We start from the raw sequence: 17,038 nt of genomic DNA, 5'->3' as shown, positions 1-17,038 counted from the left end.
CGCCATAAACGCCACTGCTCAGCCATTCTTCACCGGCAGCAGCAAATGCAGCTCCGTGAAACTGCGGTAAAACTCCATCGCAGGTCGTGTAGGATCGACTTCATGCTCAGCCGCCATCTGCGCAAAGAGCGGGCCGATTTGAGCGACGTTCTTCTGCCAGTCCTCCAGCTTGATGCGCGCACATGGACCGCCAGTGACTTCGACGACGTGCAAGCCGGCCACACGCTCCTCAAGTTCGCCATCCGAAACCAATCCGGCAAAGTATTCGCCCTCACGGATCAAGCCATAGGCTTTGCGGCCTTTGATCTTCCGCTTCGACTCGATCTCCTGCCATGCGGCGCGAATGCCTTCGGGGAAGGATTTCGCTTTCACGGTGATGAGCCGGAGCGGTGCCTGCTGGATGATCGTCGATTTCATGGAGCGCGAGTGTGTCGAAGACCACTCGCCTGTTTGTTATGGCGGGGTCGGATGGCTTGAAGACTGGCTTCGTGGAGTTCGACGCGCCAGGAAAAAGTGGCGAGTAGGCTGCGCCATACTCGCGCTCCGTCATTCCAAATCCTTCGTCACCACTTCCTCCGGCAACAACAACTCACTCGCATCCCTTGCCAGACACGGCGGCACAGTCATGAGGAAACGATTGCCAGCGCTGTGCTTGAAGCTCCAAAGCTTGCCGTCACCGCCTTCGGGAACGGGAACACTGAAGTAGCCCGGCTTGTCGGCAAAGGTGTGCGTCGTTTTGCCAGCGGGATCGAGCAGGAAGCCCTCACCCTCGCTGAAGCCGCCGATGATCTTCGTCCCCTTCGGCACATAGAAATACAAATGCCAGCGGCCATAGAGCTTCGCGGGCTGCTCCTGGCTGCTCACGACGGTCATCGGCATGCCGTCCTTCCAGGTGATGACCGTTCCCTGCCCGGCATCGCTGACTTCAATGCGATGCAGGCCACTGAAGGCCGTTTTGAGTTCGATGTCGTGGTCAGCCTTGTCCGGCGGAATCTCGAAGTGCGCCACCGCTTTGCTCTCTGCCTCAGCCAGCGGATAGAGATCAACCTTCGCGCTGCCACGCGTTGGATAAATGATCCCGGCCTTGCCGGTGAGCGTGATGCTTGCCGGCTCCCTCTCGATCCACGTCCAGAAATCGCGCACGCCGCGCAAATAGATGCCCGCATTGCCTTTCGGCACCTGCCCCAGCTTCAAAGCCGTTGCAGGAACGAGTTTGGAACTGAAGGCGACGGGCTCAAAGTCGAGCAGCTTGCGATTCGCGATGCCGTCACGGATGAACCCGGCGATTTGATCGGCGGTGAAGCCCTCATTCGACTTCCACGGATTCGTGGCCTCAGGATCGCTGTATTTGGCCAGCGCGGGCAGCGCAACGGACTTGTCACGGTTCGGCAGATCGCGCCACAGTGCCTTCACATGCACCATGCCGGTGTGACGGATGCGCCAGATGAAACGGAAGAGCTGCTCAAAGGTCGCCTGCCTTTCTTTGCCCTGCGCGGAGGCATAGTCATGATACAACTCGACGTAGCGCGTGTAGAGCGATAGATCATCGAGTCGTGCGCGAATCGAGGAGTCACGAGTCAAAGCGCGCGCTTCATTGAGCAGCCGATACATGCGGCCGAGGAGATCATCACTGAGCGCCTGACGCTTCGTGCCATCCAGCAGTGCATAGAATTTCGACATCGGTGCTTGTGCAGGACCGAAGGACTTGTCGAGAAAGTCGGTGATGAGCACTTCGACATTCTTCGCTTCCCTCACGTCCCACATCAGGCGGCTGGCCAGGTAGTAACCGAGCCCATTGGGGCCGAAGTTGTCGCTCGCCTCGGCAGACATGAAGCGTGCGCCACTTTCATGGAAGTGCGGAATGGTCTTGCGCAGATACTCGATGTTCCCGCCGCGCGCCGCGCCGGGCAGATCACGATCCCAAGTGTTCACGCTGTAGTATTCGCGGATGCCGAGCGTCTTCGCCTTCGCCTGCCATCCGGCCAGAAGCTGGTCCATCGTGTAGCCGCCACGGATGAAGCCGGTGGCGATGCCGATGACGACCTGCGGATGCGCCTCGATGGAAGGTGGCGGCGAATGCTCGTTGTAAGCATACATGCCGACGATGCGGCCCGGATGCTTAGTGTTCACCGCTTCCGCGACTTCATTCGCCAGCAGCAGTGCACGATCTGTGATGCTACCAATCTTCGCGCACTCCGCACACTCGCACCAGCCACCGCCATCGCTCGGTTCGTTGGAAATCGAGTCGAGCGCCGGATTTTTCACGAACTGGTCCAATGCGTCAGCCACAACGAGCTTCCGCAACTCCGCATTCGAGATGCAAAACTTGTTCCCCTTCCGCTCCCCATTCACGAGGCTCAGATACTCCGGGTGCTGTGCAAACTCAGCCTCATGGCGCTTCATGATGCCGTCGTAAGCATGGCCTGAACTCAGCGTGATGCCTGACGTGGCGCGATTGCGACGGCACCACTCGTCATAAACGTCGTTGCGCTCCTTGAGATAAGCAAAACCAGCCCAGATCTTCCGCACATGGTAGTCGGGCGATTCGGTGACATTCACGTCAATGATCAGCGTCGGCTGCTGCGGCACGATCTCCCACGTTTTGCCCGGAAAGAACTGCCGGAAGCCGATGCGGTGCAGAAAATCCCACACAGCATGCTCCACCGCCTGCGGCGTGTTGCCGAGGATAAGGAGGCGGTCCTTCGCGGAGCGCAGCGTGTAATTCTCGCGCTCGGTGATGGCATGCGGTGCCGTGTTGAGGCCAACGTACATGCCATGTGGCTCAGTCGAGGTTTCGATCGTGAAATCCGCACCCGTGATGCGCTTCAGCATGCCAGCGAGTTCGGCGCCAATGCTTTGCGTTTGCTCAGAAACGACGATGGGGACGAGCGCGCGCCCTTCCTTGGCGAGCGTGAAGGGTTCCGCATGAAGAAAAGCCGTCAATGCGAGTGCAGAGAGAAGGACGCGGATCATGATGAACCAACGCTGATCACAAGCCGCCAGTTGCGGCGCAACTGGACTACTTCCCGCTGCTCCACTTCGCGGCGTTGATGAGGAGCTGCCGGTAGGGCTTCAGATCATGCACGCGGGCGTCGTGACCGAGAGCGATGCCGACGATCTTCGCTTTCGGATGTTCGGTGAGCCAAATGCTCGGATGCGAGACCTTGTATTTGTCGCTCGGGCTAGTTTCGGCGAGAACGGTGATCTTGGCTGTGCCGGGCGGTGTTTTGTCGGGCTCGGCGTTCACATAATACAGTTCATCTTCGACGGTGAAGGTGTCTGGCACGCCCTCCATGACTTCATGACTTTTGACCTTCTTGACCTCAAAAGGATGGATCTTGTCATGCCCGCGTGCGCCACCACCGACGATCTGAGCGTTCAGCTCCGGCCAGCCCGAAAAGCCATACCAGGTGCCGGGGTGCAGCATGACGATGCCTTTGCCCGCAGCGGCGAAGTCGAAGAGGGCTTTGCGGTAGGCGGTGGTGTCGAAAAATTTGCGGTTCACGCTGATGATGGCGGCGTCGGCATTGGCGAGTTCGGCGGCGGCCTGGTCGCGGTCTTCGGTGTAATGGACGGAGAAGCCGGCGGCTTTGAGCGTGGCGACATCGGTGGTGCCGAAGAAGTCTTTGAAGTTATGCGAGCTGCCGCCGCCGATGACGAGGACGCGGGTTTTGCCAGCTTCCCAATTTGCGGGTGATGCTGGAACGAGCGGGCCGTCGCCGGGGCCGCCGGTTTTGGGAGCGTCTTCGGGCTTCATGTTCGCGGCGGCGTCATTCTTGGCTTTGCCCTTTCCTTTGCCTTTCGCGGGAGGTGGTGGGCGCTTGGAGGCGTCGGCACTACCAGCGCCAGGGCCCTTGCCTTCGATGTCTGCGGTGATGGCGGCGATGACGGGCGCGGTTTTGTTTCCAGCCGGGCTTTCGAGGATGAGGGTCTTCACGATGCCTTTCTTCGTGAGTTCCAGCGTGAGCAGGCGCATCTGCTGGCCGTCGGTCAGCTCTTCCTCGACGAATTTGGAGCCGGGCACCTCGGTCGGACGGATGTAATCGGAGAAGTGGATGCCATTGAGCAGGGTGAACTCCTCTTTCTCACCGCTGTCATAAACGACGGTGGCTTTGAGCGCGGGCTCTTCCTCACGCACGGCAGGCCAGCCCCAACCCGAGATGCCGCTGAGCAGTTGCAGGCGCTTGGCGGCGACGTTGACGGTCACCTCGACCTTGGCGGGGTAGGTATCACTCTGGCTTTTTGGAGGCCCGCCTTTGAGGACGATGAAATTCGCACCCGTGGCGCTTTTGGCAGGATCTTGGATGAAGAAGGGCACCCCTTGGATTTTCGCGATGCCGAACTTGTTGAGGCGCACCTGACCTTGGTTGGCTGCAGGTCCGGCGAAGACGCCTTCGCGGCTGTCGGCGGTGAAGGCATCGGCGAGGTGGAGGATGCGGAACTGCTTCATCGCATCGCCGCAGATGAAGGCGAGGACATCACGCATCGCATCGGGGCCGAGCGCGTCCAAACCTTCCGGCATGAGGCTGCGGCGGGTGTTTTCGCGTTTGTCGATGTCGCTCTTCGCGATCTCGCGCACGCCGACCTGCGTGGCGAGCGTGACGGTGGCGCTGTTTTCACTGGTGACGACGCCGACGAGCACCTCGCCCTTTTTCGTGGTCACATTGAAGGCCCAGAAGCTCGGATCGACCTCGCGGTTCGGATCGGCGATGTGGATGAGCAACTCGGCCGGTCCATGCGCTCCCATGCCATCCAAAGGCGGGCCGACGGCGACGCCGATGTCGCCCAGCTTGTGGCAGACGGCACAGGCAGCGGTGAAGAGCATTTTGCCCTGCGCGGCGTTTCCGGGCTTCTCGACCTCCGGCACCAGTTTGGCGATGATGGCATCCTTCGCGGCATTGTTGACCTTGAAGAGGTCGTTCGCCCGTTTGGCGATGGGTTTGTTCGGATGCGAGCGCAGGCGTGCGACATCGCCGGGGGCAAAAATCGTGCGGTCGATGCTGCCGGCCTTCACCGCATCGAGAAGGGCGCCCGTGGCCTCCGGCCTCTTCAAAATGGCCTCGAATGCCATCTGTTGGAGTCTAGGCTTTAGCCGACTTAATGACGCAACAAGCGGCCCCACGTCCCCTTTCTCGTTCATCGCTTCGATGATGGCGATCTGGAGAGCTTCGGGGCTCCCAGAGTCGCCTAAAGGCTGGACTCCAACCTCCGTGCTCGCACCGCCAACAGCGATGAGACCTTTGGCGGCGTTGATGCGAGCCTCGACAGGCGCGGCGTTGTTAGAAAGCGTGGTGCTGAGGCTGGCGACTTGAACCTTCATAACTTCGGCCATCTCGCCCTTCGTGTCCCACTTCGCGACGAGCGGCAGCGCGAGGGCGCTGGTGGCGGGATTGGCGAGGAGTTTCTGCAACGGCTGTTTCAGCGCAGGGGTCGCAGGCAAGCTTATGCCCGTTTGTTGGGCGAGGGCTTGGAGAATGACTAGCTTAATCGGGTCGGCACTTGCCGGCTTGTCCACGAGCATAATGGCGAGCTTTGCGACAGCATCTCCGACGTTTTTATCACCGATGCGCTGCGCAAGAATGGAAGCCACCTGTGCCAGTGATGCGTCACCACTGTCGAGAATCGCAGAAATCGCATCACCGGGATACATGGATAGAGCAGCCACTGCTGCGGACTTCTGGAAGTCCTCAGACAGCTTGGGCCAAGCTGAAACAACGGCGCTGGTGGCATAGGCGCTGTTTCGGCGGGCCATCTCATGCGTAGCGCTCGCGGGCACATTACAACTGGCGAGGGCGCGCAGTGCTGCGACCCGCACCTGCGCATCGCTGTCATTTAGTAGCCCATAGACCGCCTTGTCCCCATCTGAACCGGTGACGAAATTGAGGGTAATTCCTTCGCCTTGGCCAAATGTATAGCGTTCGGCGAGAAGGGCCGCATTGCGGCGGACAATGGGGTCTTTGTCATGCAGAAGCGTCGTCCAGCCGAGCATCAGCAGGTTGTCGCGCATTCCGATAACCCCCAAAGCCGCGATACGCGACTCGGCAGTCTTGGCATGGTCGAGCGCGAGCGCGAGGAGCGATTTGTAACCGAAGTTCTTCTCCATCATCACCGCATACTCCTCCATTTCACCTTCCAACCATTTGCGATTGCGTGGCGGCAGAGGGTTCGGCAGTCCGATGAGCGATCGCGATGCGGCCATGCGAACATGAGGACTTTGGTGTTCGAGGGCTTTCAACAAGTGAGTCACGCTTGTCTTGTCCAACACCGGCACCTCCACCTTCTTCGCCTCCTTGTGCTGCACCTTCCAGATGCGGCCGTAGTAGTGGTCGCGGTCGGGGCGGACGGCGGCGTTGGCGGGGCCGTGGGTGGGGCCGCGGGTGTCGTTGTGGATGATGGCCTGATTGCAGAAATCGACGACGTAGAGCGCACCATCGGGGCCGACGCGCACTTCGATGGGACGGAACCAGAGGTTCTTGCTGCGGATGAACTCGGTCTGCTCGCGGCCGGGCTCACGCTTCGCTTTGTAGGTGACGCCATCGGGCTCGACCATGAAGTGGCTGACGATGTTCAGCGTGGGCTCGGTGGTGAAGTAGCCGTAGTTCCACTTCGCGGGCCACGCGCCTCCTTCATAGATGGCGCAACCGGCGGCGGCTGTGTAGCTGCCGACCTGGTCGATCTGCACATAGGCCTGCTGCTCCCAATGCATGGCCGGATAGGTGGGCTCGCGCGGCAGGAGGCCGTTCGTGCCGCTGACGCCAGGCAGCTTGCCTTTGGCGAGGACGTATTCCGGCAGCACGACGTGGATGAAGTGGTTGCCGCTCGTGGGCTGGGTGTAGAAAACCTGGCCGTCGCTGGTGATGTCGAGGCCCCAGGTGTTGCCGCCACGGCTGGCGTATTGCTCGAAAGCGCTGCCGTCCGGCTTGAAGCGCACGACACCGGCTCCGATAGGGCCGAAGCCCTTGCTGCCATCGCCGGATTTCACGTCGTCAGTACTGGAGTAGCCGTGTGTGGCATACACCCAGCCATCAAGGCCCCAGCGCATGTTGTTGATGACGGCGTGCGTGTCGCGATTGCCGAGGTTGGTGTAGAGCTTGGTGCGCTTGTCGGCCTTGTCGTCGCCGTTCGTGTCCTCGAAGAACCACACATCCGGCGCAGCGCAGACGATGACGCCGTTTTTGTAAAACACGCTGCTCGTGGCGAGCTCGATCTCGTCGGCAAAGACCTGTTTCTTGTCCATGACGCCGTCGCCATTCGTGTCGGAGAGGATGCTGACGCGGTCGAGCGGTTTGCGGTCATGCTGGCCGGGTTTGACGGCACCGCTGTCCTTCCAGGCATCGACATTGGCCTGACGCAGACCGTTCGGATACTCCGGCGTCTCGACGACCCACAGGCGGCCTTTTTCATCCCAGTCGATGTTCATGGGCTTGTTGATGAGCGGCTCGGAGGCAACCAGTGTCAGGTCGAATTCGGGATGCACTTCGAGTTGCTTCGGCATCTCCTCAGGACGTGGCACGCCGCCTTCGGCGTAACGCAGCGCCTCGCCGAGTTCAGTGGGGAGGCAGAGTTCGTCGATGTTTTCACGCTTACCAGCCCAGGCGATGCCACGCAGGATGGCGGTGCGGATGCCGTTGTGGCTGAAGTTCCGGTGATAATGGCCGGGGATGCAGGTGAAGGCGCGGTAGTAATTCCCAGCGATGCCTGGCAGGGAGTCCAGCGACTTCACGCCACCTTGGTTGGAAACGCCCTCATAAGTCCACATCTGCGGCTGGATGTCGTAAATATTGACCGCCTTCTTCTTCGCCACGGCCTCGGCGGCCCGCTGCTGAGCTTCTTTGTTGCCGCCTTTGATCTGCGGGGTGTTCGGCGTGTAGGCGGCGGCGAGGATCTTGGCCTCGGGGAGGAGGTCCATGTCGTAGTAGATCTCGTCGTCGATGTCGAAGTTGGAGATGTCCTTCGTGATCGGATTTTCGTGATCAGTGAAGTAGAGGCTCATAGGGGCCTCCAGCCACTTCGTCTGCCCGAAATGCCAGGAGCCGCCGATGATCGTCTTGAACCAATCATGGTCCTTCGACACCGCCGCCGCGTGGATGACGACCAAACCGCCGCCGCGAGCCAGGAACTCCATCAGGTTTTTCCGCTCGTCACCGATCTTGATGTTTCCCGCTTCCTGCGCGTGGAGGATGAGCACGTCGGTCTTGTCGAGCTGCTCCTTGGTCGGGAATTCCAGGCTGCCATCGGCCTTGGCACCGCGTTCATTGAGCATGGGCACCCATTCCTTTAAAAACTGTGGGAAGTCATGCGCGCCAGGCCCGTGGGATTTCTTTCCCGCGCGGATGAAGATGCGCAGAGGCTCGGCGGCGAAAGCTGAAAGCTGAAAGCTGAAAGCTGAAATGACGGCAAGGCAGAGGAGGAGACGCTTCATGGCTGGGCGGTTTTTTCTTGTTGAATGATCTTGGTGAGAGCGATGACGTCGAGCTGGTCTTTCTCGCGGCGGGAATTGGCTTTGCAGTGGATGAGGTCCTCGGGGCTGAGGTAAGGAATGCGAGCGGTTCCGTGCTCGATGAAGCGCATGCGAGGCTGGAAGTCTTTCCAGCCGAGGCCGCGCAAGCGTGTGAAAATATCGAGTTCGAAGTCCTCACCAAGCCGCACGGCACCTTCCTCGGGTGTGAAATCGGCAATGGACAGCTCACGCGCCCAGCCTTCGCCCCAAGCACGCAAGACGGCGAGCATGCGCTCCAGATTGGCGGGAGACTCATCGACAATGATGTCAGCGTCGAGGGTGAGACGCGGGTAGCCATTGAAGATAACCGCCAGTCCACCCACGACGGCATAATCAACCCGTGCCGTGCTGAGCGCGTCCAACAACTTTCCGTACTGGGAAAGGCTCTGTGTCTGTTCCTCGGAGTCCGTCATGACCGATGGTTTGGGCGAGGAAACGCTGCATGTCCTCGAGCTGGCGCAGCCGATCCGACGCCGTGGACACGCGACCGACCGCCTTGCGGATCGGCTGCTGCATGGGGTCTGGCTTTGTCGGCATGAGAGAACATAAAGGCGCGCGATTGGTTTGTCAGCATCGCATTGCAAATCGGATGCTAGCGGAACCAACGCGTGCTGTGAAGCCCGTTTTCGCACGGCGCACTATCGGAAATGCACATGAAGCTCAGAGCTTCATTGTTTTCGATCCCGCCTTGTCCTTCGATGCGGCTTTCAATCCGGTGAGCGTCTGCGCATCCGGCTTGTCTTTGCCGATCTTTACGGTGAAGGAGCCTGCGGCATACACCGGCGGCTGGAAGCGGCTGCTTTGGGCGCGAATCGTGTACAAGATTTCGCCATTCGATTCAGCGATGACCTGGATCACGGGACGTTCCGCGCCTTCAATCACGAGGTCTGGCAACCAGGCGACGGGGATGCGACCATCGTTGTCATCGCTGTTCACGTTGATCGGCCAGCCGGGGAATTGTTTGCCTTCGGAGAAGCGCGGCCAGCACTCGAAGGTGACTTGATTGGACTTCTTGTTGAAGCGCACGAGGCCGTAGCCGTCGGCGCGTTTTTTCTCATCCTGCACATCCTCGGGATTCGCGTAAGCGATGATGGACATCAAATTGCCGAGGCCGTCTTTGAAATCGCCGGTCCATGGCAACGGACTGCCTGCGACGGGATTCGCACCGGGCTGCTCGTCCTTTGGATGCCACCAGCGGCCGTAGATCGTGTTCACGAGCGCCGGGCTGGTGAAGCCGTAGGGGCCGTCGCCAAACGCGTCGATGCCATGCTTCATCGAGACGGCGAGATGCTGGTCGCCGCAGAGATGCGTGGCGCGTGCGCGGCGGATTTCGCGCAGTGCTGCGTTGCGACCCGTTTGCGGCCAGCCGTTGCAGTCGAGATCGGCGAGCAGGCGGTTGTCGGGGCTGCCATGCAGATGCACCGCGCCGCAGAAGGCAGTGGCGGAGAGCACGCATTTCATCTCCGCACCGGTCCAATCCTGCGTCCACTGGCCGAGGAACTTCATCTGGCGCTCACCGAGTAGTTGCAGGCCTGGCAGGTCGATGGTTTTGGGATCGTACTTCTCGTCGTTGATGTGATCGGGACGCGGTCCCATCTGTGGTATTTTTCCCGCCGGTCCCGATTTGAATTTGCGATCCTCGAGAATCGCGAAATCGACACCGCCGACGCGCATGCGTGTGAAGTACACCGTGATGCCGCGATCCACCGGCGCAGGATCGACCGGATCAGGCAAATGCCAGGATTGCGCACGCTGCACCTGGTTCACATACTCGACTGGATAGCGATAACCGCCGTCCGCATCGCCCGAAATAGTCGAACGCTTGCCGTTCTCGCCCCAAAGATTGCCGTGGCCCACATCGTGGTCGTCAGGAATGCAGATCGTCGGGCGATCTTTCATCACATCGCGAAATTGCAGACCGAACTCCAACCATCCCGCCGTGTGTTCGGTGTGCTGGTAGGTCTGATCACCGGCGAAGAAGAGCACATCGGGATTCTGCGCGATGAGATGCTGCACGATCTCCGGCCTGCCGCCCTTCGTGCGCGCGGAGTTGCAGGACATGTTCGCGATGACGATTTCGGCCTGGTCGATGGGATCACGTCGAATCGTGCCTGCAAACATCGCCTTCTCACCGTGGCGCACGCGGTAAGGCACGGTTTGCGTGTTGTCCCAGTCCTCGACGCGGAAATGCGCGTCCCAGCCCGGATAATGCACCTCCGCCTTCGCCACTTCCTTCCATTCGCCGTCACGTTTCAGTTCCAAGCGAGCTTCGCGAGCCTCGTCCGGCTTCAAGGGGAACAACTGCGCGGAAACCTTCAACACGCCGCGATCATGCGTGTAGATGGCAAAGCACACGACCTGGTCACGCGGCACGTTCAGATCCACAATCGGTCCCTGATTGCCCTTGGCCTTGCCTTTGCCCTTCGCTTTCCCTTTGGCGTCCGGATTCGCTGTCGGAGCCGCAGCCACCGCACGATTCCACCATTGGCCCGTGGTTTGCGAATCCAGCATCGGAAACTCAGTCCCAAACGGCGGCGTGGCATTTTGCGCAGGCAGAATCTGCGTTGCGGCGGCGACGGCGGGAACGGACTTGAGGAAGGTACGGCGTTTCATGGGTCAGGGAAATGGAACCGAGTTAACGTCGGGCATTCCTCCATATTCCACCGCGTTGACGCGATGTGTCCATCCCCGTCCTCGGGGCAAAATCACCAAACTACTTTTCCGTCATTTCGGCTGCGTGGCCGGAGCTGCAGGTGCAGGCGTTGCAGTCGGGGCAGGTGCTGGAGCAGCGGCCTTGGGAGCTTCGGGGGCCTTGGCGGGCTCGGACTTGGCCGGGGCAGGTGCCTTGGCAGGTTCAGCAGCTTTGGCAGGTGTTGTGGCGGCTGGAGCAGCGGCTTTCTTGTCGTCGGTCTTCGGCGTTTCGGCGGCTTTGGCAGGCTCAGCAGCGGGAGTAACTGCCACAGGAGCAGCGGGGGCAGGTTTGGCGTCGCCGAAGATTTTTTCGCTCTTGCCGCCGTTCTGGTTGCGGCTGACGAGGACGGCGAGCAGCAATGTGAGGCCGAACAGGATGATGGCCAGATATACCGTGAACTTTTGCAGCACGTTGGTGGTTTGCGCACCCCAGACCTGGCTGGCGGCGGCGTCGCCGAAGGAGGCACCGAGGCCTTCCTGACGCGGGCGCTGCATGAGCACGACGAGGATGAGCAGAAGGCTGACGATGACTTCGACTGCGGTGAGAATGCCAATAAAGATGTCCATAAAAAGGGGCGCGAATATGGGGGCACTTCCCGGCTTGGCAAGGGGTAGTTCGGGCTGTTCCAGATGCCTGACTGGCCTGACTCGACCCCCAGGGGCTAGAAATGAGGTTGAACGCGGCCCGGGCGGCTCCAAGTGTCACGGTTCATGTCCGACCTCAAAGAACACCTGACCCAGCGCTGCCAGTTCGTGGATGCGGCGCTCGAACGTTTCATCCCGAGCGCGGAAACGCGGCCGGTGACGCTCCACAAGGCGATGCGGCACAGTGTTTTCGCCGGCGGCAAACGTCTGCGGCCAATCCTGTGCCTTGCGGCGGCGGAAGCGTGTGGCGGTTCGGTGGATGATGCGATCTTCAACGCCTGCGCGACGGAGTGTCTGCACACCTACTCGCTGATTCATGATGATCTGCCCTGCATGGACGACGATGACATGCGCCGTGGCGTGCCGACCTGCCACAAGGTCTATGGCGAGGCGATGGCGCTGCTCGCGGGAGATGCGCTGCAAGCGCTGGCGTTTGAACTGGTGACGAAAACGCCCGCCACTTCGAATCATACCACGGCGTCGATGGTGCTCGAACTCGCTCGCACCGCAGGCAGTCTCCATCTCGTGGGCGGACAGGTGGCGGATTTGGAAGGCGAGGGCAAAAAACTGCCACTGGAGGATCTGCGCTTCATTCATGAAGGCAAAACGGCCGCGCTGCTCACCACCAGTGTGAAACTCGGTGCCATGAGCGCCAACGCGAGCGCGACACAGATGCAGGCGCTGCATGATTTCGGCATGGCGACGGGCCTGGCCTTTCAAATCATCGACGACATCCTCGATGTGACGCAGACGAGTGAAAAACTTGGCAAGAGCGCCGGGAAGGACATCGCGGCCGAAAAAAGCACTTATCCGGCGCTGATGGGTCTGGAGGCTTCTCGAGTTGAAGCGCATCGCCTCACCGAGGCTTCGCATCATGCCCTGGATGTATTTGGTGATGCCTCAACACGGTTGCGTCAGCTCTCGGATTACCTGCTGAACCGGGATTATTGAGCTTGAGCTCGAAACAGATTCTCCACTTCCGCTCCTGCTTTCTCCGGCGGACCAAAGTTCATCAGCAGCGTGGAGCCATCGCCCTGCACGATGCGAAAACCGAGGAGACGCTTGCCGCCGGGTTCGATCTGCATGTCGAGCTGGGTGAGGTATTTCTTGATGAGCAGCGGCCGCGGAATCATGGCGACGGTGACGAAGGTCTTCTCCTGCTGCGTGATCTTGAGTGTGAAGTTCTTCGTGAGCGATTCGGCGTCCATCTCGCGGCCGCTGAGAAATTTCATCCACATGCGCACGCGGCTGTCATCCGGCTTCAAGGTCTGCCAGGGTGCGGACGCATTCTCTTTGAGGCGTACCGTTTCCTTGTCGAAGACGAGAATGGTCGTGGCAGGTGATCCCAGCTCCCAACGGAAACGACCGTCGGCCATGCGCCAGAAGCGGCCGCTGGCGCTCACGGGTTCTTTGAGTGCGGGCGTGGTGCGCGTCTGCTGGAAGGTCACCTTGATGCTGCCGCTGTCCTTTTGCGCAGCGATCCAGTCGCGAAACACCGGCGGAATCACCGCCGCCTCCGGTGCCGCGAGAACCGTGAGCGTCGGTAAAACAAGGAGCGCCAAAATGAGGTGCGGGCGTATCACATTCATAGCCAGACACCAGAATCGCCCCACTCTCAAGCGCACAGCATCGCAGAGGTCATGATTTCCCCTTGCCCCACCGTGCAAACCGTGTTCTCTCAACTTTCAAATCAACCCACCAATTCACATACAATGAACGAGCGTCGCGTCGTCATCACCGGCATGGGAGTCGTCTCCCCGAACGGCAACACCAAGGAAGAGTTCTGGAAGAGCCTCCTCGCCGGCAAGAGCGGCATCCGTCGCATCCAGTCGATGGACACCGAAAAATACGACTGCAAGATCGCGGGCGAAGTGGTGGACTTTGATCCCACCAAGTTCTTCAACAACCACAAGGACGCACGCCGTGCCGACCGCTACTTCCAGTTCGCCATGGCGGCCTCGAAAATGGCCGCGAAGGACGCTGGTTTGAATCCCGACAGCCTCGATCCACATCGGGTGGGCGTCATGGTCGGCAGCGGCATCGGTGGTCTTGGCACCCTTGAGACTCAGTATGAGATCTTGCTGACGAAATCACCCTCCCGCGTGTCGCCGTTCATCATCCCGATGATGATCTCGAACATCGCCAGCGGCATGATCGCGGCGGAATACGGCTTCATGGGCCCGAACATGGCCATCGTCACCGCCTGCGCGACCTCGAACAACAACATCGGTGAAGCCTGGCGCATGATTAAGTTCGGCGATGCTGACGCCATGATCTGCGGCGGTGCCGAGGCCTCCATCCGGCCCTGTGGTCTGGCCGGATTTGCCAACATGAAGGCTCTCAGTTTGCGTAATGACGAGCCTGAGCGTGCCTCCCGTCCGTGGGACAAAGACCGCGACGGTTTCGTGATGGGCGAGGGCGCTGGCGTCGTCGTGATCGAAGAGCTGGAGCACGCCAGGAGGCGCGGCGCGACGATTTACGCCGAACTGGCCGGTTACGGCACCACGGCGGACGCCTACCACCTCACCTCGCCGCATCCCGAAGGCCTCGGCGCTGCCAAGTGCATGGAAATGGCCCTGCGCCACGCCAAGCTGAACACGACGGACGTGCAATACATCAACGCGCATGCCACCTCGACCCCGGTCGGCGATTTGTGCGAACTGCGTGCCATCAAGCGCGTGTTTGGTGATTACGCCAAGAGCGGCAACGGCCTGCTCGTCTCCGGCACCAAGTCGATGACCGGTCACTTGCTCGGTGCTGCCGGTGGTGTCGAACTCGTCGCCTCCATCTACGCCATCCAGGACCAGATCGTCCCACCCACGATCAATGTCGAAAATCTCGATCCAGAAGTGGACGTGGACGTCGTGCCGAACACCGCACGTCCCGCGAAAGTGAACGCCGTGCTGAGCAACTCCTTCGGCTTCGGCGGCCACAACGCCGCGCTGCTGATCAAGAAGTTCGAGGGTTGATCACTGGCTTTATCGAAGGCTGTTAACGCGAGACCTGGAGTTCCAGGTTCTTCGCGTTTTCGCCGACTTCGAGGTTCCAATCGCCTGCGCCGGGCTTCTGTTCCTTCGTAGTCACCGTTCCATCGGCCGTTTCGAGACCGGGGATATCGGCGGCGCTGTAGCTGACGGTGAGTTTCACTTTGCCTAGCACGGGACCGGTTTTTTCATCGAGCTTGAACTTGCCACCCATCACGCGAGCGCAGGCGACGGGTGCCGAGGAATCTTCGGGCGTGAAGATCACGCTGCCCCAGCTCACGGGTTTGCCGTTCACGGTGACTTTACCGTCGATCGCCGTGCGTTTGGCGGGTTTGAGGAAACCTTGATTGCGAAGCCAGTCGCGCAGATGGCCGCTCCAACTGCCGATGACGGGATCGCCGAGAAACAGGCCGACACCGTGCGGACCAGGACGGTAGATGTGCAGTTCGGCGGGGATTTTGTTCTTGCGACAGGCGAGGTAGAAGTTCACAGCGTTTTCGGCGGGCACGGCGGTGTCTTCATCTGTCTGGAAGATGAAAATCGGCGGGGTGTTGGCAGTGACGCGGGTTTCAGTGCTGACGTGCTTGGCGAGTTCGTCGGTGTCATTCGGGCCAAGCAAGTTTTTGCGCGAGCCTTTGTGGCCGTAGCCCTCGATCATCGAGATCACGGGATATGTCGGCGCGGCGACATCGGGACGGGCGCTGACTTGATCCACGGCATCGTTCGTCATGCCAGCGGGCTTTTCATCGAACATCGTGGCCGCCATGGAGGTGAGATGCCCCCCAGCGGAGAAACCGATGATGCCGATGCGCTGCGGATCAATGCCGTACTGCTGCGCATTTGCCCGCACATGGCGAATGGCACGCTGCACGTCGATGAGCTGTGTTGGAAAGTGGTAACCCTGACTGCCAAGGCGATAATGCAGCACGAACGCGGACACACCGAGGCCATTGAACCACTTCGCCACCTGCACGCCTTCATGATCGGCTGCCAGGCCACCGTAACCGCCACCAGGACACACGACAAAGGCCGCACCATTCGCTTTCTCCTTCGCCGCAGGCCAGACATAGACGAAGGGCTGGTCTTTGTCCTCATTCCCTTTCGCACCCGGTGCGCCATCGGGCCAGAGGCGGACTTTGGCAGGCTCGGCGTGAGCGATGGTGGTGAAAAAGAGGGCGGCGGTGAAAAGAGAAAGCTTGTTCATGGGCTGGGAGTTCTGTTAATCCTGTCATTCCAACCCGTTCTTTCATCCACCATGATCACTCGTCGTCATTTTCTTTCCACCAGCCTCGGCGCTCTCAGCGTTTCCACCCTGCCTGCCATTGAGCCGATCAAGCGTCCCGGCAAAAGCCGCATGCAGCTCGGTGTGGCCGCGTACAGCTTCCGCGAGTACTTCCAGTGGATGCGTGACAAGGAGCAAAAGCCCAAGGGCGACCGCAACGCATGGAGCATTCTTGATTTCGTCGATTGGTGCGGCGACAACGGTGTTCCCGGTGCCGAGGTGACGAGCTACTTCTTTCCGCCCGAGGTCGATGAAGCCTTCCTGCTCGAAGTGAAGCGCCGCGCCTATCTACGTGGCGTGCAGCTCGCCGGAACTGCTGTGGGCAACAACTTCGCTTTGCCAAAGGGCGAAAAGCTGAACGAACAGATCGCCTACACGAAGAAGTGGATCGATTACTCCGCGATCATGGGAGCACCGCACATTCGCGTCTTCGCCGGAGCGAAGCCAAAAGACCTCACGGAAGAAGAGGCGGTGGCGAACTGCCAGGAGGCTTATCAGGAGTGCCTTGATTACGCAGCGAAGAAGGGTGTCTTCCTCGGCCTGGAAAACCACGGCGGCATCGTCGCTTTGCCCGACAACCTCATCAAGATGGTGCAGACCGCAAAAAGCCCCTGGGCCGGCATCAATCTCGACAGCGGCAACTTCCACACCGCCGATCCCTATGCGGACCTCGCGAAGATCGCGCCCTATGCCGTCAACGTGCAGCTCAAAATGGAGATCAAACGCGAAGGCGCGAAGGAAGCCGAGCCCAGCGACGTGAAGCGCGTGATCCAGATCATGCGCGACGCGAACTACCAGGGCTGGTTCACACTCGAATTCGAGACGAAAGAAGATCCGTTCGTTAAGGTGCCGGAGATTTGTGTCATGCTGCGCCCTTTGTTGGGTTAAGCGGAGACGCATAAGTCTGGATTTTTTTCGTTTCTTGCGGCGTTTTGC

11 protein-coding genes are annotated in these 17,038 nt (G+C 60.1%); 3 read left to right on the top strand and 8 right to left on the bottom strand.

Annotation, left to right across the window (positions count from 1 at the left end):
• Positions 1–18 precede the first annotated feature (18 nt).
• The 6 genes from U1A53_RS02640 to secG all read right to left on the bottom strand — a co-directional run bounded on the left by U1A53_RS02640 (position 19) and on the right by secG (position 11,758).
• Entirely contained in the window at positions 19–417 is a 399-nt protein-coding gene (locus U1A53_RS02640) for a hypothetical protein (RefSeq protein ID WP_322278809.1), read from the bottom strand.
• Between the two features lie 129 nt (positions 418–546).
• On the bottom strand, positions 547–2,973 hold the full coding sequence (locus tag U1A53_RS02635; RefSeq protein WP_322278808.1) for a DUF4838 domain-containing protein: 2,427 nt from the start codon (positions 2,971–2,973) through the stop codon (positions 547–549).
• Between the two features lie 46 nt (positions 2,974–3,019).
• A complete protein-coding gene (locus U1A53_RS02630; protein WP_322278807.1) occupies positions 3,020–8,422 on the bottom strand; it encodes a PVC-type heme-binding CxxCH protein in 5,403 nt (1,800 codons plus the stop codon).
• Complete coding sequence (locus U1A53_RS02625) at positions 8,419–8,913, bottom strand: DUF6036 family nucleotidyltransferase (protein ID WP_322278806.1); 495 nt, start codon at positions 8,911–8,913, stop codon at positions 8,419–8,421. Before U1A53_RS02625 ends, U1A53_RS02630 begins: the two co-directional genes overlap by 4 nt.
• 247 nt (positions 8,914–9,160) lie before the next feature.
• On the bottom strand, positions 9,161–11,113 hold the full coding sequence (locus tag U1A53_RS02620) for a hypothetical protein (protein WP_322278805.1): 1,953 nt from the start codon (positions 11,111–11,113) through the stop codon (positions 9,161–9,163).
• A 111-nt stretch (positions 11,114–11,224) separates the two neighbouring features.
• Complete coding sequence (gene secG, locus U1A53_RS02615; RefSeq protein ID WP_322278804.1) at positions 11,225–11,758, bottom strand: preprotein translocase subunit SecG; 534 nt, start codon at positions 11,756–11,758, stop codon at positions 11,225–11,227.
• Between the two features lie 144 nt (positions 11,759–11,902).
• Between secG and U1A53_RS02610 the strand changes: the two genes are divergently transcribed.
• Positions 11,903–12,787, top strand: coding sequence for a farnesyl diphosphate synthase (locus tag U1A53_RS02610; protein ID WP_322278803.1), 885 nt, complete (start codon positions 11,903–11,905; stop codon positions 12,785–12,787).
• Here the strand turns inward: U1A53_RS02610 and U1A53_RS02605 are convergent.
• Positions 12,781–13,425 (bottom strand): outer membrane lipoprotein carrier protein LolA, encoded by a 645-nt coding sequence (locus U1A53_RS02605; protein WP_322278802.1) that lies wholly within the window; start codon positions 13,423–13,425, stop codon positions 12,781–12,783. The genes U1A53_RS02610 and U1A53_RS02605 overlap by 7 nt on opposite strands.
• Positions 13,426–13,548: 123 nt before the next feature.
• On the opposite strand from U1A53_RS02605, the gene fabF reads away from it, so the two are divergent.
• Entirely contained in the window at positions 13,549–14,805 is a 1,257-nt protein-coding gene (fabF, locus tag U1A53_RS02600) for a beta-ketoacyl-ACP synthase II (protein WP_322278801.1), read from the top strand.
• A 22-nt stretch (positions 14,806–14,827) separates the two neighbouring features.
• On the opposite strand, the gene U1A53_RS02595 is transcribed toward fabF, so the two are convergent.
• Positions 14,828–16,024, bottom strand: a complete 1,197-nt coding sequence (locus U1A53_RS02595; RefSeq protein WP_322278800.1) for an alpha/beta hydrolase — start codon at positions 16,022–16,024, stop codon at positions 14,828–14,830.
• 51 nt (positions 16,025–16,075) lie between these two features.
• Between U1A53_RS02595 and U1A53_RS02590 the strand changes: the two genes are divergently transcribed.
• Positions 16,076–16,990, top strand: a complete 915-nt coding sequence (locus tag U1A53_RS02590) for a sugar phosphate isomerase/epimerase family protein (protein ID WP_322278799.1) — start codon at positions 16,076–16,078, stop codon at positions 16,988–16,990.
• Positions 16,991–17,038: the final 48 nt, after the last annotated feature.

Origin of the sequence: Prosthecobacter sp. (assembly GCF_034366625.1) — a bacterium.
Lineage (GTDB): Bacteria > Verrucomicrobiota > Verrucomicrobiia > Verrucomicrobiales > Verrucomicrobiaceae > Prosthecobacter.
The sequence above is the reverse complement of the archived record's forward strand: the minus strand, read 5'-3'. Positions and strand labels throughout refer to the sequence as shown.